The organism is Mycobacterium sp. 1081908.1 (genome assembly GCF_001673535.1).
Taxonomy (GTDB): Bacteria; Actinomycetota; Actinomycetes; order Mycobacteriales; family Mycobacteriaceae; genus Mycobacterium.
On the sequence record NZ_LZLY01000128.1, the window covers coordinates 19907 to 43995 of the forward strand.

The 24089-nt window shown below is 67.0% G+C and carries 26 protein-coding genes; 14 read left to right on the forward strand and 12 right to left on the reverse strand.

All coding sequences use genetic code 11. The features are described 5' to 3' along the window. Window position 1 precedes the first annotated feature (1 nt). Window positions 2-1234, reverse strand: coding sequence for an aromatic ring-hydroxylating dioxygenase subunit alpha (locus tag A5655_RS20735; RefSeq protein WP_067013238.1), 1233 nt, complete (start codon window positions 1232-1234; stop codon window positions 2-4). Between the two features lie 53 nt (window positions 1235-1287). Here A5655_RS20735 and A5655_RS20740 point away from each other — a divergent pair, with 53 nt between their 5' ends. Then, window positions 1288-1926 carry a TetR/AcrR family transcriptional regulator gene (locus tag A5655_RS20740; protein ID WP_082978774.1) on the forward strand — a complete coding sequence of 213 codons (639 nt, stop codon included), beginning with the start codon at window positions 1288-1290 and terminating at the stop codon, window positions 1924-1926. Window positions 1927-1947: 21 nt separating this feature from the next. Here A5655_RS20740 and A5655_RS20745 read toward each other — a convergent pair whose 3' ends face one another. Together A5655_RS20745 and A5655_RS20750 are read right to left on the reverse strand one after the other, a co-directional pair. Next, a complete protein-coding gene (locus A5655_RS20745; protein WP_067013242.1) occupies window positions 1948-3033 on the reverse strand; it encodes a diguanylate cyclase in 1086 nt (361 codons plus the stop codon). 100 nt (window positions 3034-3133) lie between these two features. After that, window positions 3134-4609 carry a phospholipase D-like domain-containing protein gene (locus tag A5655_RS20750; RefSeq protein WP_067013244.1) on the reverse strand — a complete coding sequence of 492 codons (1476 nt, stop codon included), beginning with the start codon at window positions 4607-4609 and terminating at the stop codon, window positions 3134-3136. 70 nt (window positions 4610-4679) lie between these two features. On the opposite strand from A5655_RS20750, the gene A5655_RS20755 reads away from it, so the two are divergent. After that, window positions 4680-5036 (forward strand): nuclear transport factor 2 family protein, encoded by a 357-nt coding sequence (locus A5655_RS20755; protein WP_067013246.1) that lies wholly within the window; start codon window positions 4680-4682, stop codon window positions 5034-5036. Here the strand turns inward: A5655_RS20755 and A5655_RS20760 are convergent. Next, a complete protein-coding gene (locus A5655_RS20760) occupies window positions 4984-5646 on the reverse strand; it encodes a TetR/AcrR family transcriptional regulator (RefSeq protein ID WP_067013248.1) in 663 nt (220 codons plus the stop codon). The genes A5655_RS20755 and A5655_RS20760 overlap by 53 nt on opposite strands. 39 nt (window positions 5647-5685) lie before the next feature. On the opposite strand from A5655_RS20760, the gene A5655_RS20765 reads away from it, so the two are divergent. Beyond that, the gene (locus A5655_RS20765; RefSeq protein ID WP_067013250.1) at window positions 5686-6822 is read left to right on the forward strand and encodes a sulfotransferase; all 1137 of its coding nucleotides are present in this window, start codon (window positions 5686-5688) and stop codon (window positions 6820-6822) included. A 10-nt stretch (window positions 6823-6832) separates the two neighbouring features. After that, window positions 6833-7894 carry a hypothetical protein gene (locus tag A5655_RS20770; RefSeq protein WP_067013252.1) on the forward strand — a complete coding sequence of 354 codons (1062 nt, stop codon included), beginning with the start codon at window positions 6833-6835 and terminating at the stop codon, window positions 7892-7894. Between the two features lie 24 nt (window positions 7895-7918). Here A5655_RS20770 and A5655_RS28370 read toward each other — a convergent pair whose 3' ends face one another. Beyond that, on the reverse strand, window positions 7919-8086 hold the full coding sequence (locus tag A5655_RS28370; protein ID WP_197508753.1) for a hypothetical protein: 168 nt from the start codon (window positions 8084-8086) through the stop codon (window positions 7919-7921). 167 nt (window positions 8087-8253) lie between these two features. Here A5655_RS28370 and A5655_RS20775 point away from each other — a divergent pair, with 167 nt between their 5' ends. Together A5655_RS20775 and A5655_RS20780 are read left to right on the forward strand one after the other, a co-directional pair. Then, entirely contained in the window at window positions 8254-9327 is a 1074-nt protein-coding gene (locus A5655_RS20775; RefSeq protein ID WP_067013253.1) for a GGDEF domain-containing protein, read from the forward strand. Between the two features lie 130 nt (window positions 9328-9457). Continuing rightward, complete coding sequence (locus tag A5655_RS20780; protein ID WP_231999219.1) at window positions 9458-10126, forward strand: hemolysin III family protein; 669 nt, start codon at window positions 9458-9460, stop codon at window positions 10124-10126. 7 nt (window positions 10127-10133) lie between these two features. Here A5655_RS20780 and A5655_RS20785 read toward each other — a convergent pair whose 3' ends face one another. Then, window positions 10134-10991, reverse strand: a complete 858-nt coding sequence (locus A5655_RS20785) for an LLM class F420-dependent oxidoreductase (RefSeq protein ID WP_067013257.1) — start codon at window positions 10989-10991, stop codon at window positions 10134-10136. Window positions 10992-11252: 261 nt separating this feature from the next. Between A5655_RS20785 and A5655_RS20790 the strand changes: the two genes are divergently transcribed. The 4 genes from A5655_RS20790 to A5655_RS20805 all read left to right on the forward strand — a co-directional run bounded on the left by A5655_RS20790 (window position 11253) and on the right by A5655_RS20805 (window position 14119). After that, window positions 11253-12230 carry a metal-dependent hydrolase gene (locus tag A5655_RS20790; protein WP_082978777.1) on the forward strand — a complete coding sequence of 326 codons (978 nt, stop codon included), beginning with the start codon at window positions 11253-11255 and terminating at the stop codon, window positions 12228-12230. After that, window positions 12227-12415 (forward strand): ferredoxin, encoded by a 189-nt coding sequence (locus A5655_RS20795; RefSeq protein ID WP_067013259.1) that lies wholly within the window; start codon window positions 12227-12229, stop codon window positions 12413-12415. The genes A5655_RS20790 and A5655_RS20795 overlap by 4 nt, the downstream gene beginning before the upstream one ends. A gap of 4 nt (window positions 12416-12419) precedes the next feature. Continuing rightward, complete coding sequence (locus A5655_RS20800) at window positions 12420-13634, forward strand: NAD(P)/FAD-dependent oxidoreductase (RefSeq protein ID WP_067013261.1); 1215 nt, start codon at window positions 12420-12422, stop codon at window positions 13632-13634. A 62-nt stretch (window positions 13635-13696) separates the two neighbouring features. Continuing rightward, complete coding sequence (locus A5655_RS20805) at window positions 13697-14119, forward strand: nitroreductase family deazaflavin-dependent oxidoreductase (protein ID WP_067013262.1); 423 nt, start codon at window positions 13697-13699, stop codon at window positions 14117-14119. Window positions 14120-14129: 10 nt separating this feature from the next. On the opposite strand, the gene A5655_RS20810 is transcribed toward A5655_RS20805, so the two are convergent. Then, the gene (locus A5655_RS20810; RefSeq protein ID WP_067013264.1) at window positions 14130-15488 is read right to left on the reverse strand and encodes a wax ester/triacylglycerol synthase family O-acyltransferase; all 1359 of its coding nucleotides are present in this window, start codon (window positions 15486-15488) and stop codon (window positions 14130-14132) included. A gap of 222 nt (window positions 15489-15710) precedes the next feature. On the opposite strand from A5655_RS20810, the gene A5655_RS20815 reads away from it, so the two are divergent. Further along, window positions 15711-16595: a cyclopropane mycolic acid synthase family methyltransferase gene (locus A5655_RS20815; protein ID WP_067013266.1), complete on the forward strand. Its 885-nt coding sequence runs from the start codon at window positions 15711-15713 to the stop codon at window positions 16593-16595. A 186-nt stretch (window positions 16596-16781) separates the two neighbouring features. Then, window positions 16782-17258 (forward strand): hypothetical protein, encoded by a 477-nt coding sequence (locus tag A5655_RS20820; RefSeq protein ID WP_231999220.1) that lies wholly within the window; start codon window positions 16782-16784, stop codon window positions 17256-17258. A gap of 5 nt (window positions 17259-17263) precedes the next feature. Here the strand turns inward: A5655_RS20820 and A5655_RS20825 are convergent, their stop codons facing one another. Beyond that, a complete protein-coding gene (locus tag A5655_RS20825; protein ID WP_067013270.1) occupies window positions 17264-18154 on the reverse strand; it encodes a hypothetical protein in 891 nt (296 codons plus the stop codon). Between the two features lie 62 nt (window positions 18155-18216). Next, window positions 18217-18792 (reverse strand): hemerythrin domain-containing protein, encoded by a 576-nt coding sequence (locus A5655_RS20830; RefSeq protein ID WP_067013272.1) that lies wholly within the window; start codon window positions 18790-18792, stop codon window positions 18217-18219. A 93-nt stretch (window positions 18793-18885) separates the two neighbouring features. Between A5655_RS20830 and A5655_RS20835 the strand changes: the two genes are divergently transcribed. Beyond that, on the forward strand, window positions 18886-19605 hold the full coding sequence (locus A5655_RS20835; RefSeq protein WP_067013274.1) for a CoA pyrophosphatase: 720 nt from the start codon (window positions 18886-18888) through the stop codon (window positions 19603-19605). A 60-nt stretch (window positions 19606-19665) separates the two neighbouring features. Here A5655_RS20835 and A5655_RS20840 read toward each other — a convergent pair whose 3' ends face one another. Then, complete coding sequence (locus tag A5655_RS20840; RefSeq protein WP_067013276.1) at window positions 19666-19917, reverse strand: hypothetical protein; 252 nt, start codon at window positions 19915-19917, stop codon at window positions 19666-19668. 63 nt (window positions 19918-19980) lie between these two features. Continuing rightward, complete coding sequence (locus A5655_RS20845) at window positions 19981-20196, reverse strand: acyl carrier protein (RefSeq protein WP_067013278.1); 216 nt, start codon at window positions 20194-20196, stop codon at window positions 19981-19983. A 257-nt stretch (window positions 20197-20453) separates the two neighbouring features. Between A5655_RS20845 and A5655_RS20850 the strand changes: the two genes are divergently transcribed. Next, entirely contained in the window at window positions 20454-23459 is a 3006-nt protein-coding gene (locus tag A5655_RS20850) for an aminotransferase class I/II-fold pyridoxal phosphate-dependent enzyme (protein WP_231999222.1), read from the forward strand. 12 nt (window positions 23460-23471) lie between these two features. On the opposite strand, the gene A5655_RS20855 is transcribed toward A5655_RS20850, so the two are convergent. Continuing rightward, complete coding sequence (locus A5655_RS20855; protein ID WP_067013280.1) at window positions 23472-24041, reverse strand: PadR family transcriptional regulator; 570 nt, start codon at window positions 24039-24041, stop codon at window positions 23472-23474. Window positions 24042-24089 lie beyond the last annotated feature (48 nt).

Here is a 24089-nt window from a genome sequence, read left to right on the forward strand (position 1 = left end):
GTCAGCCCTGGACGAACGGCCCGAGCAGCTGTGGGACTCGGAGGGATTCGGGAACGCGATCGATGCCGATGGTTCGGTCGATCGCCTCGTGCAGGTGGTAGATGCGCCGCTCCTGATAGCCGAGCCGCAGTGCTTGGAGGGTGCCGGCATCGAGCGAACGCTGCTGGCCGGGCAGCACGTCGAGGTCCTCGAACAACACCCGCGACAAGGCCGCGATCACCATCTCATTGGTCTGCCGGGTCGCGCCGTCGTCGGCGCCCAGCGAGGAACACCAGTGGACGTTGTACGCCGACGTCGACGGGCCGGTGGGCCAGTTGGTGATCAGGAAGACGAACCCGGCCCCGGCGAACACGATGCTCAGGTTCGGGAACACGTGATAGGAGAACGTGCCACGGAAGGGCAGATCCCCGAGGCTGGGGAACACGCTTGGGAACGGCGACAGCGTCTCGCCGTCGACGCCGTCGCGGTAGGGGACGAGCATGCGGGAGTGGCCGTTCGGTAGCAATTGGATTCCGGTGCCGGACTGTTGAAGCGTTCGGGCCGCCGTGGTCCGGTGCACGTAATTGACGTGGTAACTCTCGAGATTCGCGTCGACGGGCAGCTTCCAGTTGACCGGCACGTGGCGCACCGTGCGATCCGCCAGGTGCAGGCGGCCGTCCAGCTCGGCGAAATCGCTGAGGTCGTCGCCGACGGGGCCGAGGAAGTCGGACAACGGCGGTGCGTCCGCGTCAAGGTTGATGAATGCCAGCGGACCCCAGCAGGCGGACCGCAGCTCGGCCAGGGCGTGACAGTCGCGGTCGAGGCCGGAGAAGTTCAGCGCCTCGGGGTATCCGGCCAGCTTTCCGTCCAGCGAGTACGTCCAGGCGTGGAAGGGACAGGTGAGCCGGCGGCCCACATTCCCCTGCGATTCCTCGACGAGGGCGGCCCCGCGATGGCGGCAGGTGTTGTAGAACGCGCGGACGACGCCGTCCCCGCCGCGGAGGAGCATGATGGGCCTGTCGAGCTGGTCGAGCAGCAGGTAGTCGCCCGGCTTGCGCAGTTGGTCGGCGTGGGCGACGAACAACCACGAGCGGGAAAAGACCGCGGCGGCTTCGAGCTTCGCGAAGCCGGGATCCGAATAGCGTGCGCCGGGCACGGGCGGGAGCACCGGGAATTCCGCCGGGTAGGCGACCCGCGCCGTCTCCGCCCGGGAACACTCCAATACCGCGTCCATCGCGTGGGAGCCGATGCCCATGGTCACCTCGTCTCCGGCATGCCGCCGATCTCTCCTGTGGGATAGTTTTATGAATGGGCACTCATTTTGCAAGGAAACAGCGGCCGGCTCCCCCGCGCCGATCTCGAGGACGCCCACCCAACTCCGATGGGCAGGTCACCACCCGGCGACTGCTGGAGGCGGCCGCGGCGGTGTGTGTTGAACGGGGATTCGAAGGCAGCACCCTGCCACTGATCGCCGAGCGGGCGGGCGTGTCACCGACCGCGGTCTACAACCACTTCCACAACCGGGAGGAATTGCTGTACGCCGCCGCGGTGCGTGCCCTTGACCAGATCACCGCCGTCGCGCTGCGCAACGGCCGCGGCGAGCGTCCCCTGCATGCGATCGCCATGGCCTATCTGCAGCCCGGGATGCGCCAGAACCGCCGCCTCATCGCCGAGCTGCACCTCGCCAGCCGCCGCGATGCGCGGTTGGCGGCCCTGATCCGCCAGTGGCATCACGAGTACGCCGACCGGTTCGTCGGGGCACTCTCGGGCACCGATCCGAACCCAAAGGCCACCACCAAAGCCGTCTTTCTCCTCCTGCTCGGGCTTTGTCACTTCGACGACGTGGCGGCGATCCGGGTGCCGCGCGCGGCGGTGGCCGAGCGCATCGAGCGCCTGGTCGATGTGCTCGTCCCGGAAGGCCCGGCGATCACCGGGACGGCTTCCTGATCAGCCGCGCCGGCGCCGGCCTCAGCGCCCGGGTGGTACCGGAATGTCGGCGTGCCGAATCTGGTTTCCCCCAGCGCGTTTCGCCTCGTACATCGCGCCGTCGGCGGCGTCCACAAGGCGCTCGACGATCTGGCGGTTGACGGGTGCGCTTTCCGGCGGCAGCTGGATACTGCTGACGCCCAGGCTCGCCGTCACGCCCCAGGGTGTGCCGGCAATTGCCTCGCGCACCGCCTCGGCGGCCCGAAGCGCGTCGTCTACCCCGATCGTCTCGGCGACCAGGAACTCCTCTCCGCCGACCCGGGCGAGCACCGTGGCGCCATTGCTGATTCGCCGCAGGTTGTCGGCTACCGCCACCAGGATGCGGTCCCCCGTGGCGTGCCCGTAGGTGTCGTTGATGCGTTTGAAATTGTCCAGATCGAGCATCAACACGCTGAGACACAGCGCGGGCGTCTGGGCGGTCAACAGCCTGGACGCGGACCGATAAAAGCCCCGCCGATTGCGCAGGCCGGTGAGCGGATCGGTGGAAGACTTCAGCGCGTCCACCGACAGCCAATGAACGAGGATCTGGCCGCAGAACGGTACCGCCAGGATCCCCGCGCTGAGGACCAGGAATTTGGCCGCGGCCATCGACACATCACCGGCCACCGCGACCCGGCCGGCGCACACCGCCGCGGTAGCCAAGGCCGTGTCCAACGTGAAAACGAGAAGACGTGCCGAATGAAAAAATGCGACGTAGCCGGCGAGGCCCCCGAATGCCGCGCAACCCAGCAACCCGCTGAGCGGGTCGCTCTCGATCAGGCATGTCGCGGCGATGCCCAGCGTCCCCACCGCCGAAAACACCTGGGACTGAAGCAGCGTCGGCCAACCGCGCAGCCACACCAGCGCCATGCCCGCCAGGACGACGACGAACGCCACAGCCATGGCGCGCCCCGCGGCGGTCCGTGGACCCGACGGGCTGCTCAGCATCAGGAAGGTCGCCGCGGCCAGGGTTGTCAGGATGGCGACCAGTAAAAAGCGGACAAACGGCTTCAATCCGCGCGCGGCAAGGTAATCCGACAACCAGTCATAGTGGTCGGGTTGACGCCACCACACGCCGATCCAGCGCATTTTCGTCGCCCCTGGCCCTCCTCGACATCGCTCAACGACGCGACGACCGAACCCTCGTATGCTACTAATCGCTACTGAAAACCACGGGCCATTCCGAATTTCAGCGCGAACCGCGTGGTTGTGCGGACAGTTTCGTAATCAACCGCCGCATACTGCGGGTCAAGGATCGCGGAACGTGATCGGGATCCATCAGGTCGTTCTCGGCCAGCGCGCTGTCCTCGCCGGCCACGGTCCGCCCGGTGAATCGTCGCAATGTCTTACCTTGCCCCCGCAACGTTTCGACGGCCCGCAGTAGCGACCGACCCTGCCGCATCGTCCGCTCGAATTCGTCGCCGGATACGCCCAGGTGCTCACAAACGAGTTGCTGGCGCACCGACTCGATCGCGCGCCGGATGTGTTCGTGCGCTTCGGCATTCGGATCCGCCTCGATGGCGAGGTCGCACTCGCTGTCGAACCCCATCGACCGGTTGTTGAAGTTGGACGAGCCGATGCGCAACAGCCAGTCGTCGACGACCAATACCTTCGAGTGAATGTAGATCTGCGACCCGCCGTCGGTCACCGCCCAATAGACGCCCAAGCGGCGGTGTTCGTCGGCCGCCCAGAGTTCTTGGATGAGCCGGTGGCGTGCGCTGTCCATCGTTTCGCGCTCGAGGCGGTTCAGGCCGCGGCGGGGGAGGACGATGACGATCTCGGGACCGTCGTGCTCCCTGAGCCGGGCGGCCAGCGCCTCGATCACCTGTCGGGCGGCCAGGTACTGGTTCTCCAGATAGATGGTGTGACGCGCCGCGGCGATCGCCGCGAGGTTGAGCGCTTCCACCTCGCGAACCTCGTCACGACCACCGAATGTGGGCAGCGTGCGCGCGATCCCGACCTCGACATCGCGCAAAATCGGCCGCAAGCCGCCGGGCCAGACGGAGCGCGCGGCCTCGATCGGGGCCAGCGACTCGCCCGTTCCGGCCCGCCACCTGTCCCGGGCGACCTCGGCGAGCGCGAGCGCCGCGGCGCCGTCCACCGCGGCCGCGACCTCATGGCGAGGTCCGTATCTCCGGCCGACCGCGCGGCGAAATCGGCTGTTGTGCTTGTGTTCCGGGGTATCCCAGCGATCCAGGGTGAGGTCGATGCCGCCGCAGAACGCCAGGACGTCGTCGATGATCACGATCTTCTGGTGATGGACCGCGCCGGTGGGCCGGGCCCCGTCGATGGCCAGGCGCAATCGCCGGCTGCTGAGCCGATTCACCACCGACACCGGCGTGACGCCGTACCATATGCCGTCGAAGACCGGCAGCAGGCGCAGGTTGGATTTCAGCACGTAAATCTCCAGGGCCGGGCGCCGCCACAGCAGCCAGTACAGGAAGGCGCCCAGCTGGTTGGGGCCGGGGAGCTTCTTCCTTCCTCGTTCGAATGTCGTCCTGGCGTCGAAGTCCCAGCCGATCAACATGATTCGATGGTTGGCGCGCAGCATCGCCGCCTTCACCTGAAGAAAGTAGTCGGCGGCGTCGATCACGCAGGCCAGCTGGTCGGCGCGCTCCGCGCGCCAGCAGGTCTGGCCGGTGATGGGCAGGGCATTGTCGCGCATACGCGGCCTGTCTACCACACCGGCGCGGGCCGACCGTCGACCGTCGCCGGCTTGCGTACAGTCGTGCTGTGTGAACGTCGACGCGGTCGCCTTCAGCGAGCAGTGGGTAGCGGCATGGAATTCGCACGATGTCGAGTCCGTGCTGAAGCACTTCCACGAGGACGTGGTATTCACTTCACCGGTTGCGGCGGAGCTTCTCCCGGAAACGGCCGGTATCGTTCGGGGCAAGTCCGCGCTGCGGCGCTACTGGACCCGCGCCTTGCAGCACATTCCCAACCTCCGCTTCGCCGTCGAGGGCGTCTACCGGGGAGTCGACACCGTCGTCATCGCGTACCGAAACCAAGACGGCAAGTCCGTCAGCGAAGTCTTGCGGTTCAGCGGCGACGTGGTGATCGAGGGGCACGGAACGTATCTCGCTTGCCCGTAACGACGGGTTTGTCCCTTTTGATCGAGTCGATCACTTTGTCCATGAGCCAGCCGATCGCTCGCGTCGCGTCGTCGCCGTCGACGTTCCAGACCCCGACGAGGCGCTCGTAGCTGGGCAGGTTCCACAGCACGTCAAGCAGCCCCGCTACCAGGTGTTGATCCGTCGGCGACCAATGCGGGGCGGCGGTCGACACGGCGCGCAGCAGGGCCTGGCGCCTGCGGTGGTCGACGGTGACGAAAGTCGGGTCGTTCGGCGCCTGCATGGACTGGCGCACCGAAAACCGTTGCAGCGAAGCGAAAACACGGCCGGTCACCTCGGCGAGGTTGCCCAGGTCCACGTCCTCGTAGCAGATGCCCGCTTCGGATTCCAACCGCTGCATGACGGCGTCATGCAGATGCCGCTCGGTCGGGAAGTGACGGTAGACGGTGCGCTCGCCGACGCCCGCGCGGTCGGCGACGGCGCGAAACGTAAGGTCCCGCCAATTCCATGTGTCGAAGCCGTGCACCAACTCCGTGCCGGCGGCGACGATCCGCGCGCGGGTTTCGGCCGCCTTCTGCCGTCGCGCCCGGTTGTCGTAGCGCCGGCGGGCGGCCGTTGACGGTCCAGTCATATTCATGACAGTATACTGCCACGAAAGTGGAGGCGCATCGTGGTATCACCCGGCGAGTTGATGACCGCGGCCGTCGAGCGAACCGGGCTCGATGACTTCGGCGACGATTCCTTCCGCGAGGGCCTCGAGATTGTGCTGCGCGCATTGCACGACGAGGCCCGGTTGAACACGCGCGGCGAAGCATTCGTCTACGGCCGCATCGGCCTGCATCTCGCGCAGCGGCTGTGCGTGGAGGACTGGTATCGGCGACATCCGGAAATCGACGGCGTCCCAATCGATGCGCCCCTCTTCGGGCTGGGATTGCCCCGCACCGGGTCGACGGCGCTGTCGTTCTTGCTGGCCCGGGATCCGAATGTGCGCTACCTGCGCAGCTGGGAGTCGAGCCAGCCGTGCCCGCCACCTTCGACCGTCCGCGGCGCGGACCCGCGCATCCCGCCCGGTGAGCAGAAGATCGTCGCCGGCTCCCGCCATCACGTCCCCCAGGACATTCACGGGCCGATGGAGTGCCTCGACCTGATGGCACTCGACTTCAAGTCACAGATCTTCCAGGCGTACGCCCAGATCCCGTCGTACTCGGCCTGGCTGGTCGACCGGGCGGACTTCACGTCGACCTACCGCTACCAGCGGCGGGTCCTCAAGCTACTGGCATGGAAGGAACCGGCGCGTCCCTGGCGGCTGAAGACGCCCGCTCACGTGCTGTCGCTCGACTGCCTCGACCGCGCGTTCCCGGACGCCAAATTCGTTATGACTCACCGTGATCCGACCGATGTGATCCTGTCGGTAGCCGACGTCTACGCCGACATCGTCGGTGGCTTCACCGACCACCTCGACCGTCGTTACCTCGGCGAGTTGAACGTGCACCAGTGGTCGATTGGCATGGAGCGGGCCGTGAAGTTTCGCGACGGCGGAGCCGAAAACCGGTTCTTCGACATCGGCTTCGGTGCGATGCAGGCCGATCCCATCGGCGAGGTGCGCCGCCTCTACCAGTGGCTCGGCGCACCGGTGACCGAAGAGTTCGAGGCCGGGATGCGTGACTGGTGGGCCGAGAACGCGGAGCGGCGCGAGCCCCACCCGAAGGCCATGCCAGAGGAATTCGGCCTGGACCTCAACGCAATTCGGCCGCTGTTCGCGCAATACGTCGAGCATTCGCAGCGGTGGCTCGCCCCTATGAGATAGAGAGACAGGCATGACGATCGACCTGACGGGCGGCATCGACCCGGCCCGGGAGTTCATGTTCGCCGAGCGGCCGGACAACCCCGAGATGCGCGATTCGGCCAGCTTCTGGGTGTTCGACGACCGCGGCGAGGTGGGCCTGCCGCGCATCGGAATCGAGGCGGTGGGCGCGAATTGGGAAGCCCACGGGCTTCAGGTCAACGTCGCGTTTTCGGATGGCCGCGTGTACCGACTGCGCGACGACGGCGCCAGCTGGCCCGTCGGCGGCCGCGACGGCAAGCCAACCGTGCTCGGCGCGGGACCGCTCCGGTTCACGTGCGTCGGGCCGTTCGACGTGTGGACGATGGCGTTCGACGGCCAGGCGGTCGCGACATCGGCCGCCGACCTTGCCCAGGGCCGCAAGGAAGGTCCGCTGGTCGATCTGCGGTTCGATGTCGAAGCGAAAATGGCCGCGCCGCCATGGGTTCAGGGCGCGCTGCAGGACGACGCCGCCTCGGCGCTCAAGACATCGGTCGAAGGAGATCTCATGGGCGGGCCGCGTTACGAGCAGCTGTTCCGGGCGACAGGATCGGTACGGGTGGCGGGCCGCGAGCACACCTTCAGCGGCAGCGGTTTGCGGATCCGGCGCCAGGGTGTGCGCCGGCTGGAAGGATTCTGGGGGCACTGCTGGCAGTCGGCGCTCTTTCCAAGCGGGCGCGGGTTCGGCTACATCGCATATCCACCGCGACCGGACGGGCGGCCCACGTTCAACGAGGGGTACCTGTTCGGCGGCGACGGCGACCTTGTCCCGGCCCGGGTGGCAGAGGCGCCATGGCTGACGCGGCTGAAACCGCTCGGTGAGGACGTCTCCGTGGTGCTCGAGACCGCCGACGGCACCGAACGCATCGCGGGCGAAACGATCATGTCCACCCACGACCTCACCGATCCGAGCGAGGTGCCGCCCGAGCAGCTTGCCAAGCTGGCCAACTGGACGTTCCCCGCCCTGCAACAGGCGGGCGTGCGCTACCGGTGGAACGGCGAGGAGACGGTCGGCATGCTGGAGCGCTCCAGCCCGATGGACAAGGTCGAGCGCTAACCGGCGATCGTGCTGCGGCCAGACCTACCGCGTGCTCTCATCGGGAAGGTCGCGCCGGGACTGATGCAGACCCGGACCGTCCGGGTCATCGTCTCTGTGCTCCAGTTTCTCCTGCAGCTTCCGCTGCTCCTCGGTCGCTTTCCTGGCGTCTTCGGGCGCCGGCGGCGGGTCGATGTTGACTTGTTGATCCACGCGAGAACTCCTTCGAGCTTCGACTACTGCTTCTGGAGGGTCTCCGCGCCGGCGGGATCCCAAACCGGCGGGCCGCCGGCGGCGGCGACCGATAGCATGAGCTGCTACTTGTCCCGCCGCTGCCGGGCAGCGCGGGACCCGACGCCTGGCCGGAGGTTCGCGCACGGATGTCACGGCTCAAGGCGTGGTGGAGCCAGCCCGATCAATACGAGTGGATCACTGCTTTCCTTGGCCAACGCGGGATGTTGCGCCCGGGCCGGATGATTTTGGTCGTCGTCGCCGGATCCTCCGCGTTGGTGCCGCTGACCGTGTTGCCGAGCCAGAGCCGGCCGAGCGCCGTTGAAGTGATCACCGGCGGGGTCGCCGTCGCGTTCACTCTCGGTGTGACCCTGATGTGGATGGTCCACTGGCCCACCCGTCGACAGTCGCAGGCCGGCGTGGCGCTGGGCGCGTTATTCGTCGGCGGGTGGAGCCTCGTGCAGCCCACCGGGGCGCTCGCCGCGCTGGCGTGTACGGCCATGGCCGTCACCGGCGGGTACATCGCGTTTTTTCACGGGCCCAAGCTCCTACTCTTCAACGGCGCGGTGGCTCTCGCGGTAACCGTCACGGCGGTGGTGCGGCTGGCGCACGAGGCCAACGTGGCCACGGCGGCATCCGCGCTCTGGATCAACACCTTTATCAATCTGTCTGTCCCCCTGGGCATTTGGGGCATGTCCCGCGCGATGGGAACCTACGTTCAGCGCTCGGAAGAGGACGCCCTCACGGGGCTGCTGAACCGGCGGGCGTTCACCGATGCGGTCGGTCACCGGTTGGCGAACCCGCCGCCGGCGCACACCCACCTGACGGTCGTGATGGTCGATCTGGACAACTTCAAACGCATCAACGACACGCACGGACATCTGGCCGGCGACCGTGCCCTGCGGGCGGTGGCCGGTCTGCTACGCGAACATGCTCCCGCCGACGCGGTCATCTGCCGGGCCGGCGGCGAGGAATTTTTGGTGGCGCTGACCGCCGCCACCTCAGACGCCACGCCACTGGCCACGCAGTTTTGCACCGCGCTCGCCGGGCTTCTCCCGAAGGTCACCGCGAGCATCGGCATCGCCAGCGCCGAGCTGCGCCTGCTGACCGGTGGCGTCGCACGAATCGTCGACGAGCTCGTCAGGATCGCCGACGATGCGATGTATGCGGCGAAACGCCGTGGCGGAGACCAGGTCCAGGTCCACCAGGGCGTGACGACCTAGCCGCCGGCAGTCCCACGTCCTGCACAGATTCGGCATAGCCGCCACTTAGGTTGCGGCGAAATCATCGAGCCAGGCTTTAGATCGCCTGGGACGAAAGCGCTTTGCGATCCACGCGTGCGAGGGAGGGACGTTGAGCTTCCCGATCGATGCGGCCGGCGCGCCGGCGAAGCCGCGGTTGCGGGGCTGGATCCACCAATACTGCGCCGTCGCGGCCGTCAGCGCGGGCGCGCCCCTGGTGGTGGTCTCGTGGGCCGAGGCCTCCAAGCGGGCGGGCCACTCGACGCTGACCTACACCCTGGCGATCGTGGCGATGTTTGCCGTCAGCGCGGTTTATCACCGCGTCGACTGGGAGTCGGCGGTCCGCAGGAATTGGATGCGGCGCCTCGACCACTCGATGATCTTCGTGCTGATCGCCGGGACCTACACCCCGTTCGCCAGGCTCGCCATGCCCCGGGGGACCGGTTACGTGGTGCTCGCGATCGTCTGGGGCGGCGCGATGGCGGGAATCGCGCTGACCCTGTTTTGGCCGACCGCCCCGCGCTGGGTGGGCGTGGCGCTGTATCTGCTGCTGGGCTGGGTGGCGGTCGCCTACACCGGGTTGATCCTGCACAACGCCGGGACGGCCGCGACGGTGTTGCTGGTTGTGGGCGGCGCGCTCTACAGCGTGGGTGCACTGTTTTACGGCATGCGCTGGCCCGATCCCTGGCCGACGACGTTCGGCTATCACGAGGTCTTTCACACCTGCACCGCGGTCGCGGCGATCTGCCAGTACATCGCCATCTGGTTCGCGGTCTTCTAAATCGCGGCTACGTCAGATCGGCGGCGACCCGCTCCAACGCGGCGAGGTGGTCGTCGACCGTCGCCAGGGCGGCCTTCATGGTGTTCACCGACACGTGCGTGGCCCCGGCGGCTTCCCAGGCGGCGATGTCAGCGGCGATCTTCTCCGGGTCGCCGGTCCAGCTGACCCGGCCCTCCATGCCGAGGGTGTCGGCGTCGCGGCCGGCTGCCGTCGCCGCGCGGCGCACCTGTTCACGCGCGTAGTCGAGGCCAGGTCCGGGCTCCATCATCGGGAACCAGCCGTCGCTCAGCCGTCCGGCGCGTTCGTAGGCGCGGTCGGACGCCGCACCGAACCAGACCGGGATGGGGCGCTGAGTCGGCAGTGGGGCCAGGCCCGCCCCGGTCACGGTGTGGTACTTGCCGTTGAACGTCACCGACCGTTCGGTCCAGAGCCTGCGCATCAGCTCGACCTGTTCCTCGGAGCGCCGGCCGCGATTGGTGAACGACTCGCCCAACGCCTCGTACTCAACGTCGTTCCAGCCCAACCCGATACCGAGCCGAAATCGCCCGTCGGTGAGCAGATCGACCTCCGCGGCCTGCTTGGCCACCAACACCGACTGGCGCTGCGGCAAGATGATGACGCCGGTGACGAGTTCAAGCGAGGTGACCGCGGCCAGGTAGCCGAACATGACGAACGGCTCATGAAAGGTCGAGTCGATGTCGTAGTAGCCCTGCCAGCCCTGGTGCACTGTCGGATCGGCGCCGACGACATGGTCGTAAGCGAGGATGTGGGTGAAGCCCAATTCCTCGACGCGCTGCCCATAAGCACGTACGGCTGCAGGGTCTCCACCGAGTTCGGTCTGCGGGAACACGACACCGATGCGCATTGCCCGTTCAACCGCGCCGCGCGTCAGTTGCTTCCCGTCGGACTCGCGCACAACCCGGCCCCTACTTCGGTAAACACCCGTTCACAGGGAACTGCCAGGGAACCCGGTACCGCCGGTACGCATGACGCGGCGAACGGGTGGGTACCCGGGCGGTTGAACGGTCGCGAAGCGGCGGCCTGCGTTCCGCCATTGGATCGACCGCTCTCTCAAATATGAAAGGGAAGCTGACGGCACACGACCCGTCGGCGGGAGGAGCATCCGATGCCAGAGGTCCAACTTCACCATGAGGGACATCCGAAGTACCGCCGGATGGTTCGTTTCGACTGGTCTGAAACACCGCTGCACTGGGTGCCCGACGATCCGTTCTCGACGCACATGATCAACGTCCTGCATCTGCTGCTGCCCGAGGGCGAGCGGCACTTCATCAAGGCCGTCCTGGAAGCGTCGTCGCTGGTCGACGACCCCGAGCTGGAGGCGGCGATCAAGCCGTTCATTCAGCAGGAGTCCTGGCACGCCTGGGCGCATCAGGTGGTGCTCGACCACTTGGCCGAGCAGGGCATCGACACCAAGCCGTACACCGACCGGCTCGGGCGACTGTTGTCGTTCACGCTGGGTGATGCCCCCAGGTGGTTTCCGCCGGCGATGAAACGGTGGTGGCTGTATCGGCGGCTGGCCGATGTGGCGGCGCTGGAGCACTACACGGCGATGTTGGGCCAGTGGGTGCTGACGAACCGGGGCCTGGACTACGCGAAGGCCGACCCCATGATGCTGGACCTGCTGCGCTGGCACGGCGCCGAGGAGGTCGAGCACCGTTCGCTGGTCTACGACGTCTTCCAGCACGTCAGCGGCAACTACTGGATCAGGGCGTTCTCGATGTTCTTCACGACGCCGCTGTTCATCGGTTGGTGGGTCGCGGGAGCCCGATACTTGATGGCCCAGGATCCGACGATCGACCAGAAGTGGCGCTGGCGGGACTGGCTGCGGGCCGCCCGTGAGTACAAGTTGCCCGGCCCATGGAAGCTCATGGTGACGACGCCCGTGCGGTACCTGCGGCCCAGCCACCATCCAAACGACGAGGGGTCCACGCAGATGGCGGTCGACTACCTCAACTACTCGCCGGTGGCGAAGGCGGCCCAGGAGCGAGCGCAGTCCCAAGGGAAGTCACCGGACCAGTCGCAAGGCATCGAGACTTCCCGCAACGGAACACGAAACGCCTCGGGAAAGGTTGACGTGCGATGAAGGTTTCGGTTGATCTCGACACCTGCGATGGCAACGGCGTGTGCATGAGCATCTGCCACGAGGTGTTCGACGTACGAGAAGACGGACTTCACGTGCTTCAGGAGCAGCCGCCGGAGGAGCTGCGCCAGCAATTGATCGGCGCCGAGGTGTCTTGCCCCACGCAGGCGATCACGGTGAAGGAGTGATCCGATGCCGAGCCCTCAGCTAAAGGAGGTTGTCGTCGTCGGTGCCGGCGTGGCGGGGACCCGCGCGGCCGAGACCCTGCGACAGGATGGCTACGACGGTGCCCTGACCATCGTGGGCGCCGAGCGGCACGCCCCCTATCACCGGCCGCCGCTCTCGAAGAAACTGCTCACCGGCAAGGTGCACCGCGCAGGCGTCGACCTGGCACCCCAATCCGAAATCGATGCGCGCGTGCTGCGCGGCGCGTCGGCGACCAAGTTGGACCTGGCGTCGCGCACCGTCCACTTGCACGACGAAAACCGGGATCTGGCACTGCAATTCGACGGACTGGTGATCGCCAGCGGCGCGACACCGCGCGAATGGCCGGGCGGCCCGGTCCCCGACGGGGTGCTGATGCTGCGCACGGTCGACGATTGTCTGGCAATCCGGGAAAGGCTGGGCTCGCGTCCGCGTGTCGTCGTGGTCGGTGGCGGGTTCATCGGCGCCGAAGTGGCCGCGAGTTGCCGTTCGGTGGGACTGGATGTGGTTCTCATCGAGAAGGCCACCAGCCCGCTCCTGGCCGCGCTGGGCAAGGAACTGGCGCCGCGCTGGGCCGACCTGCACCGTCAGCATGGCGTGGATCTGCGGGTCGGGGTGGGCGTCGACGCGTTCGCCGGTAACGGACACGTGGAGGCGGTTCGGCTGACCGATGGTTCGCAGGTTCCGGCCGATCTCGTCATCGTCGGGCTGGGTGTCACTCCCGCCACCGACTGGCTGGGCGGGTCGGGACTGCACGTCGACGACGGGGTGCTGTGCGACGCCACGGGCGCGGCCGAGGGCCGCCCCGAGGATGTCGCTGTCGTGGCCGCCGGCGACGTCGCGCGCTGGTGGCACCCGCTCTACAAGCGGCATCTGCGCACCGAACATTGGGACGACGCCGGACGCCAGGGAGCGGCGGCGGCGCGCACCCTGCTGGCGGGGCCCGACGGGGCGGAAGCCCACGACGAGGTGCCGTATTTCTGGTCGGATCAGTACGACGTAAAGGTCCAAATGCTCGGCGTCCCAATGGATTACGATTCCATCGAAATCGTCGAGGGCTATCCCGACGGATGGGAGTTCGTCGCCGCGTATGGGCGCGACGGCCAGACCATCGCGGTGCTGGGAACGGTCCCGAACCGGGTGTATGCCTATCGCGACGCGATCGCCAAACGGGCCGAGTTCCCGCCGGGGCGTCCGGATTAGCGGCAGGTGGTCTTCAATCCTCTCCGGGAATGCATACGTGGCGGCTCCGCGTTGAGAAGGCCATGACCGACCGCGTTGAGCTGAGCCCCAGGGACTGGGTGCGCGAGCAGACCGAACGAATCCTGCAGCAGGGCACGACCGACGGGGTCGAGATTCTCGACCGGCCCGTCGTCCTGATGACCGTCACCGGGGCCAAGTCCGGCAAGCAGCGGTACGTGCCGTTGATGCGCGTGGAAAAGGACGGCCACTACGCCATGGTGGCGTCGAAGGGCGGCGCGCCCGCCCACCCGTCGTGGTACTTCAACGTCAAGGCCAATCCGGCGGTGACGGTGCAGGACGGCGATAAGGTCGTCGCCCTTACCGCGCGCGAGCTGGAAGGGCCTGAGCGGGAGCAGTGGTGGCGGCTGGCGGTGGAGGCCTACCCCCCTTACGCCGAATATCAGGAGAAGACGGCACGGCAGATCCCGGTCTTCGTTCTGGAATAGCCTCCGCGACTCACACGCCGATGGCGCGCTCCAGATCCTTGAGCGACGTCTCCAGGTGGCCCAGCAGCCGCTGCAAGTGCGGGACGCTGCGGCGGCAGCCAACGAGCCCGAAGTCGAGGTTGTCGGCGTTGTTGGTCACGGTGATGTTGACCGCCTGCCCGTCGAGCGGGATCGACAGCGGGTAGTTCCCATCCAGCCGGGCGCCGCGCCAGTAGACCGGTTTCGACGGACCGGCCGATACGTTCGAGATGACGATGTTGAACGGCGGCGAGGCGGCCGAGAGGTAGCCGGGAATCAGCCCGAAGAACAGCCCCCCGATGTTGAACGCCGAAAGGGCGAGCTGTTGAACGGGGGGCAGCTGCCGGAACACCTCCTTGGTGTCGTGGATCGACGAGCTGATGACCTCCAGCCGTTTTGCCGGGTCGTCAAGGTCGGTCGCCAGGTTGCACAGGAAGGTCCCGACCATATTGCCGCCGCGCTCGTCACCGTCCTTGCGCAGGTTGACCGGCACCATCGCGGTCAGCGGGTCATCCGGCAGGGCGTTCTGCTCGATGAGATAGGCGCGCAGCGCCCCGGAGGACATGGCCAGCACCACGTCGTTGACGGTCACTCCGGCGGCGGACTTCACCGCCTTGATGCGGTCCAGCGACCAGGACTGCGCGGCCACCCGCCGGGCACCGCCGATCCGTACGTTGAACATGCTGCGGGGCGCACGGAACGGGAGCGTCAGCTGTTGCTCGAGCAGCGCCGCGCGCGCGAGCTTCACCGTGGACGGCGCCAGCGCGAACGCCGACCCCGCGGTTTGTCCGACCCGCTCGAGCAGCGACGGCCGCGTCCGCCGCTCGCTGTGCTGCCGGGGAGCCAGGTTCCACGGCACCCGCATCTCGTCGTCGTCCGGATCGGGGCTGAAGGCGCGCTGCATCAGCCGCAGCGCCGACATGCCGTCCATGAGGGAGTGGTGGTACTTCGTGTAGACCGCGTAGCGCCCGTCCTCCAGACCCTCGATCAGGTGCGCTTCCCACAGCGGGCGGTGCCGGTCGAGCAGGCTGCCGTGCAGCCGGGACGCCAACTCGAGCAGGTCACGGACGCGTCCCGGCTCCGGTAAGGCCGACCGGCGCAGGTGGTAGTCGAGCTCGACGTCCCGGTCGAGTGACCATGCCACGTTGGTGATGCCGCCGAAGAAGGCCGGGTGTTTGCGGAACGTTGGTTGAACGTCCGTGCACTCGAGCATCGCCTGGTAGGACTCGCGGACGAAGTGCGGCCCGGCGTCCTCGGGCGGCTCGAAGAGCTGCAACGATCCGACGTGCATCGGATGTTCGCGTGACTCCCCGATGAGGAACAGCGCATCCGTGGGCGATATCGGTTCCATGGTTGGGCTCCCCATCCGGTCTCGTTCGACAAAGCTCTTCATCTCCAATTAGCCCGAGCGGGCGCCTCCCACACCTGCAAAATTCCGCGCCACCGGTTCCCGCGGGTAGAGCCATCAATTCGTGGAGTGGCCATCCGGACGGATAGACTGCTAGGCCTGTAACTCGAGCGGCTGAGATCACACGCCGCCGAGGCCAATGAATCCGTGTCCGGGGGAAGTGCCATGCCTGAAAATCAGACCGAAGCTGTCGGCCTGGAGCCGCACTTCGAGGACGTGCAGGCGCACTACGACCTGTCCGACGAGTTCTTCGAGATTTTCCTGGATCCGACGCGCACTTACAGCTGTGCATATTTCGAGCGCGACGACATGACCCTCGAAGAGGCGCAGATCGCCAAGGTGGACCTCTCGCTGGGCAAGCTCGGATTGCAACCGGGCATGACGCTGCTCGACATCGGCTGCGGGTGGGGCACCACGATCGTTCGCGGGCTCGAGCGCTACGACGTCAACGTCGTCGGCCTGACGCTCAGCCGCAATCAGCAGGCGCACGTCCAGCGACGTCTCGACCAGCACCCGTCGGCGCGGAGCAAGCGCGTGCTACTGCGCGGCTGGGAGCAGTTCGACGAGAAGGTGGACCGCATCGTGTCGATCGGCGCCTTCGAGCACTTCGGACGCGACCGCTACACCGACTTCTTCAAGATGGCCTACGAGGCGCTCCCCGCCGACGGTGCGATGCTGTTGCACACCATCATCAAGCCCAGCGAGGAAGAGTTCAGCCAGCGCGGACTGCCCATCACCATGACCAAGATCCGGTTCATGAAGTTCATCATGGACGAGATCTTCCCCGGCGGGGACCTTCCCAATGCCAAGGCCGTCGAGGAGCACGCGGAGGCCGCCGGCTTCACCGTCAAGCTTGTCCAGCCGTTGCGCCTGCACTACGCGCGCACGCTCGACACGTGGGCGGCCGCGCTCGAGTCGCGCCGCGACGACGCCATCGCGGTCCAGTCCGAAGAGGTCTACGACCGTTACATGAAGTACCTGACCGGTTGCGCCGACCTGTTCCGCGACGGCTACACCGACGTCGCGCAATTCACCCTCGTCAAGGCCTGACCCCCGGCCCCGGTAGCCGCCTGGAACCGGCCGCGCGTGCGCGGCGCGGTTTACCGGCACGTCCCTGCGGGTAACACCACGAGCAACTACCTGATGCGGTAGAGGCCGGGGTTACTCGGTGCAAAACCGCAGGAAGGACTGCCCGTGGACGGCAAGCACTGCGCGACCGAAGCGTCGGAGCAAAGAATGTCGCTCACGGGGTGGCGCGCGCGCCGCGGGTTGTCCGGCGTTGCGATGACGTGCGAGATCGTCTCCGCTTCGGTGCTGTGCGCGGCGAGCCTGGCCGGGCTGTTCGCCTACGTGGAACCCGGCAAGCCCACGGTCGAGTCGACGCTGGGGCCCCCGCCCGCCTCTCACCCGGTGCGCCAGGAGGGGACCGTCATCGCCGTGTCGGCGGACTCGGTGACCGCGCGGAGCCCCGACGGCTTCACACAGACCTACCGCGTCACCCCGAACACCACCGTCATCTCCCGTGACGGCGGCCGGCCCCTAACCGGCGCTTCACGTTTCACCGTCAACGACCAAGTGGAAATCGTCGGGACAATCGAGGGCGGCACGGTGCTGGCCACCGCCGTCGCCGACCGTGGCACGTCCAACGGCGACGCGCCGCCGATGGATCACATTGCGGCTCAACCGATCAGCGGCCTGGCCGGCAGCACCTGAGTGGGCTAGTCGCCCAAATGCGAGCCGCCGTCGTCTAATTCGTCGCGGCGCAGGGCCATCGGAGTCTTGGCCGGGATGTCGCCGGCAGCGATCACCGCACGGGTGAATGGAGTGAGCGCCCGAAACAGCGTTTCCACCTCGTCGTCGTCGAGGGCATCGAGCGCAGCCAGGGCCAGCGCGTCGGTGCTCGTTTCGATGTGATTCTTCAACTCTTGCCCGGCAGCCGTCACCGTGCCGTCATCGTTGAGGAGTCCCCGCTCGGCGAGCCGTTGCTCGTGGTGGCGCCAGGCGTCCTCGTCGTAATCCCGTGTGCGCGCGATGTAGTCACGCTCGACTCGGCCGGCCGCCGCGTGCAGCACGTTGGACTCCCGACCGGAGACACCGGCGGCGGCCAGCACCGTCACATGCCCGTCGCCGCGCTGCTCGCGCAGCAGTGTCGTGGCATGCCATAGCGCGGCCAGCGGTTCGTCCGGCCAGGGCAGCGCCAGGTTGGCGGCGAACAGCGGACGCCCGTCGAGCGGCGCCCCTCGTGCCGCTTTGGCTGCCAATTGCCCTGCGACGGCGACGTTTTCGTCGGCCTCGACGCCGTATCGGCGCAGGGCGGCGACGGCCGATTCCTGCCTTGCGCGCAATGCGGCCTCAGGGCCCGCGATCTCCCAGGCCGCGGGCAGCGCCTTCGCGACGCGCTCGGGGGCGAAGTTGTAGAAGATCGCGGTCACGACCTCGCGCGGCACCATGCCCAGCGGCGCGGATCGGGCGGCGAAGTAACCCATCCAGAAGCCTCGGTAACCCAGCCCGTCGAGCGCCGCCCGCGCCTCCGGCGCGAAGTAGGTCACGGCATGCACCGGCTCGAATCGATCGAAGAAGCGTCGCGCCAATTCGGGTTCTCTGCGCACGGTCGCAGTTAACCACCCACCGCGGTCGGTGGGCCAGCGAGGGCTCAGTCCGCCCGGGTCGCTCATTGGCCTTTCAGGCTGCCGATGTGAAGCGAAAAGTCGGTGCGTTTGGGTGGCGATTCGTTCTCGAGGGTCTCGACGTAGCGTTCGGGGTCGCGGTCGACGATCGGCAGTCCTTCGGTGGTCGGATGCTCGGCCATGAACTCGCTGTATTGGCGCCCGAGCGCATCACGAAGGCCGATCGGGGCGTTGCGGCGGAAGTCCGGCAGTCCGTCCCGTTCCTCTTCGACCATGTGGTCGTCGTTGGCCGACCGGGTGCGGCCGACCGCCGCCCACCAGGCTTCGGTGCCGACCGGGGCCGCGTTGGCGTCGCGCACCCCGTCGCGGATGTCGTTGTGATCGCCGATGGCGTCGAGCGTTTCGCCTTCCGGGTCGTCGGTACCGCGCTTCAGCAGCTGCGGATAGAAGATCTTCTCCTCGATGTAGGCGTGCACGTCGAGCTTGTCGGCGAGCGGACGCCACACCCGCTCGAGTGCCGAGTTGTTGACCGGCTCCTGGGCCCGCAGCGAGTCCAGCCTGGCGAACTGTTCGCGGAACCAGTCGTGGTCGGCGCGGATCAATACGGTGATGTCAGCCATGCCGCCTCCTACCCTCCCGGCCCGCTATGCTTTCCGGCCATCGTGTTCCATGCCGAGCCATAGATCAAATAACCGTTTGCTTAGGCTCGAGAAGTGACCCTTCCGTATGACGAGGCCCTGCTCGAGCGGATTCGGGTACACCTGGCGCGTCATGACCGGCGCACGGTGACCGACCCGACCAAGCGGCACGCGGCCGTTGCGGTGGTGCTGGTTGACTCGGAGGTCGGTGAGGACAGGGTGGATCCTGCGCCGCTGGACGACTGGATCGCCGCGGGCCCGGTGTTGCAGACCGACCTCGACGGCCGCATGGTCGATGTGTCCGGGGGCGCCGCCTTCCTGCTGTGCCGCAGGGCATCTCGCCTCACCTCTCATGCCGCGCAGTGGGCGCTGCCCGGCGGCCGAGTCGACCCGGGCGAGACGGCTGTCGACGCGGCGTTGCGGGAATTGCGCGAGGAGGTCGGCATCGAGCTGCGCGACTCGGCCGTGTTGGGCTTACTCGACGACTACCCCACTCGGTCGGGATACGTGATCACCCCGGTGGTGATCTGGGGAGGCGGGCGGCTCGACCCCCGGCCCGCACCCGACGAGGTCCTGGCGGTCTACCGCGTGGGCCTCCACCAGCTGCAGCGGGACGATTCGCCCCGGTTCATCAGCATTCCCGAGAGCCCGCGACCGGTCGTGCAAATCCCGCTGGGGAACGACCTGATCCACGCACCGACCGGCGCGGTGCTGCTGCAGCTGCGATGGCTGTGTCTGGAGGGCCGCCACGACCCCGTCGACGACCTGGAGCAACCGGTCTTCGCCTGGAAGTAGGCGCCCTGCGAAACCGCCCATCCGGCAAACGGTTTGGCGGTCGGATGTAAACCGTCCCGGTCAGCTGTGCGAGTGCGGCGTGGGGCTCTGCCCCGATTCCCATTTCGCCGCGAGCGATCTCTTCACGCGCGCGCCGGGCGCCAGGTCGAGCTGGAACGTCTCACCGTCGCCCTCGAGCGTGACGAGGTAGCGGCCGTCGGTGAAGTCCTTGAACACCACCTTGTATGGCTGTTCGCCGGCGCCGCGGTCGACGGCGATGACGTCGCCGGGTGCGACATCATCGATTCGGTCGTTACCGGTAGCTTCAGTCATAGCCTCGACGGTAGCGGCCAATTGCGTTGCAACGCAACATTATCTAGGCCCGGGTTGGCGGGCCTATTTCGTTAATTGCACCAGCAAATCATGGCAGCGCTGTGCGCGCTTGGAATCCTCGGCCATGACATCCTCGAAGAACGACGCGACGTCGTCGAGCCCCGCGTTTTTGGCGTCGCGGACGTACTGCCCGTAGTCGTGCCCGGCCTTCAGCGAGTGGTACTGCACCGAAACGAGATCGTAGGTCACATCATCGAAGCCGGTTTCCCCTGTCGCCATCACGTCCCTCCTTGAGGTCGTCAGAATTCACCTCTGAGGGGCCTACCCGTGCGCGGCGCGGCTAAACCGATGGCCGGCGCGTGCCGGCGACGCCGCGGGACGGCGGTGATGAGTGCCCTTTACCCCCGTCTGATGGGGCTGTCACCCGACGGACGCGCAGTGTTTGCCTCGCGGCAACCGGCGGGCGGGCTCGGTCTGCAAGCCTTGACCGACGCTCCGGGACGGAGGAGTCGCCGTAACGCTTGAGAAGGGCGGCCATGACGGAACACTTGCGCGCTTACAACAGTCTCTGGCAGGTCCGCAGCGACTCATGGTGCCGGTTGGAGGAGGCCGCCGACCGGCTCATCCGCCCGACCACCGAGGGCGCGCTCAAGACGAAGTGCATCAACACCTGCCAGGAATTGCTCACGCGGCTAAGCACTCTCGAGCCGTACTGGGCCTATCCGGGTTCGCCGCAATTCGCGCGGGTTCAACGCCTGTTTGCCGCCGGCAGCTACGACAAGTTCGCGCAGGCCCTGGTGCAGATCAACCGCGCCCTGACCACGGAGTCGTACCGCACGGGCGACGTGGAGAACGCCGGGGCCGACGACCTCGACATGTTCCCGTCGGACCCCCGTCAGCTCGTCGAACACCAACCGTCGACACAGCGTGACCGCCCCTATTTCGAGGTGCTCGTCGTCGAGAAGATGACCGAAGACCAGGAACGCGCGCTGCGCAACGAGGTCCGCAAATGGCGGCGCCCCGACGACGAATTCGTCTACGAGCTGGTGGTGGTGTCCAGCGGGGACGAGGCGCTGATCGCGGCCCGGCTGAACGTCAACCTGCAGGCGGTGGTGATCCGCCGGCGCTTCTCACACCAATCGACCCGGGACCTGTCGGCCCTGGCGGAGTTCGTCGATACCGGGGTGTCGCACGAGTTGGCGGACCACCAGTCGCCCGAGGAACGCGCGCAGATCCTCGCGGTTTCCCTGGCGAAGCTGCGGCCCGAACTCGACCTCTACCTCATGACCGAGATCGAGGTCGAGGACATCGCGGGTCGGCTGGGCCAGTACTTCCGCCGGGTGTTCCACGCTCGGGAAGGCATGCTCGAGCTTCACCTGTCGATCCTGCAGGGGGTGGCGGCGCGCTACCGCACCCCGTTCTTCAGCGCGCTCAAGCAGTACAGTCACCGCCCCACGGGTGTCTTTCACGCCCTGCCGATTTCGCAGGGCAAGTCGATCGTCAACTCGCACTGGATCAGGGACATGGTGGGCTTCTACGGCCTGGACGTGTTCATGGCCGAGACGTCGGCGACGTGTGGCGGTCTGGACTCGCTGCTCGAGCCGACCGGGCCGCTGCGCGAATCGCAACAGCTCGCGGCCGAGGCCTACGGTTCCCGCCACACCTACTTCGTCACCAACGGAACGTCGACGGCGAACAAGATCGTCACGCAGGCGTTGGTGGCGCCCGGTGACATCGTGCTGCTGGACCGCAACTGCCACCAGTCCCACCACTACGGGATGATGCTCGCCGGCGCGAACGTCGTGTACCTCGAGGCTTATCCGCTCAACGACTACTCGATGTACGGTGCGGTGCCGCTGCGTGAGATCAAGTCGAAACTGCTGGACCTCAAGCGCGCCGGCAAGCTCGACCGCGTCAAGATGATGTCGCTGACGAACTGCACCTTCGACGGGATCGTCTACGACGTCGAGCGGGTCATGGAGGAGTGCCTGGCCATCAAGCCCGACCTGGTATTCCTCTGGGACGAGGCGTGGTTCGCATTCGCCCGTTTCCACCCCGTCTACCGGACGCGCACCGCCATGGCGTCGGCGCGGGCGCTGCGGGAGCGGCTGGCCGACCCCGCCTACAAGCGCCGCTTCGAGGAGCACCTGGCAACCGACGCGCCCGGCGATGACGACCTGTTGGACCGCCGCCTGATCCCGGACCCGGCGCGGGCCCGGGTGCGGGTGTATGCCACCCAATCGACGCACAAGACGCTGACCGCGCTGCGCCAGGGATCGATGATCCACGTCTTCGATCAGGACTACGACCAGAAGGTGGCGGAGCCGTTCCACGAGGCCTACATGGCGCACACCTCCACCTCACCCAACTACCAGATCCTCGCCTCGCTCGATCTCGGCCGCCGGCAGGTGGCGTTGGAGGGTGTCGAACTGGTGCAGCGGCAGATCGAAAACGCGATGCAGTTGCGCGACGCGATCGACAACCATCCCCTACTCAGCAGGTACATGCGGTGCCTGCGGACCTCCGATCTGATCCCGGAGGAGTTCCGGCCCTCGGCCATCGCCCAGCCCCTGCGCTCGGGTTTGCGCAACATGATGGCCGCCTGGGATCAGGACGAGTTCGTGCTCGATCCGTCGCGGATCACGTTGTTCATCGGGCCCACCGGCTACGACGGCGACACGTTCAAGCGCCAGCAGCTGATGGACCGCTACGGAATCCAGATCAACAAGACGTCGCGCAACAGCGTGCTGTTCATGACCAACATCGGGACCACCCGCAGCTCGGTGGCGTTCCTGGTGGAAGTTCTCGTCAACATCGCCCGCGAGTTGGACCAGGACATCTCCGAGATGAGCCTCGGTGAGCGTGAGCACTTCGCAAAGGCGGTCTACCGACTTACCGAAATGTCGTTGCCGCTGCCCGATTTCAGCGGATTTCACCCGGCGTTCCTCGACCACAGCGGCAGCGAGGCGACGCCGGAAGGGGATGTGCGGCGCGCGTTCTATCTCTCCTACGACGACACCAACTGCGAATACCTCACCGGCGAGCAGATCGATGAACGCTTGGACGCGGGCGTCGACATCGTGTCGGCGACCTACGTGACGCCCTATCCTCCGGGGTTTCCGGTGTTGGTGCCCGGCCAGGTCTTCAGCCGGGAGATCCTGCAGTTCATGCGCGACCTCGACACCCCCGAAATCCATGGCTACCTGCCGAACTTCGGCTATCGCGTGTACACCGAGAAGGCCATCGAGATGGTCAGCGAGTCGGTCGGGCTCGCAGCCAACGGTCACCGCACGTCGCGACGGAAGGCCGCGCCGCCGCCGGCGAAAACGCCGAAAAAGAAGTCGGCCAAGCGCGGAGGGCCGAATGGCGACGGGAACCTTCCCGAGGTAGGGCACCACGAGCTGGTCGGCCCGCAGCAGCCCGGCGACGCGCTGACCGCGGACCCGCCACCGGCCGACAGCGATGTCCCCGAGGTCGGGGTGGAAGAACTGGTCGGTGCGCAGCAGCCCGGCGACGCGGTGCAGGCCGAGAAGGACTCGTAGCGCTTCGGGCCCTCATCGGTCGGGCGCGGCGGGTAGGCGCCGCTCGATGATCGTGACGGCGCGCTCGCCCCACCGAATGTTCTCCTTTTCGAACGAGATTCCACGCAGCAGCGTCAGGTAGGGGCCCACCCGTTCCGCCTGGGCCAGGTATTCGGCCTCGCTGCGGCCGTCGAGCATCCGGGCCCGCATGCGTTCGTAGCGTTGCAATTTGGTCTTCGCCCATTGCACTCGCTGCACCATGAAGTCGCGGACGGCCTGTGCGTTACCGGCGTCGACGGCCATGACCTTGACCGCGAGCTCGTCGCGGATCGCCGAGGGCTTCGGCGCCCGGGCGGTGAACTGCAGGATTGCTTCGTAGCCCGCCTCGGTCAGGGAAAACATGCGCTTGTTGGGCCGGCGATCCTGATGCACGATGCGCGCCTGGATGAGACCCTGCTCGGCGAGCCGGTCGAGTTCTCGGTACAGCTGCTGCGGGGTGGCCATCCAGAAGTTCGCCACCGAGGCGTCGAAGCCCTTGGCCAGGTCGTACCCGGAGGCCTCGCCCTCGAGGAGTGCGGCCAGCACCGCGTCGCGCAGGGACACGCCTGACAGTGTAACTATGCGAATAATCAACAAAGTGACTAATCGCAC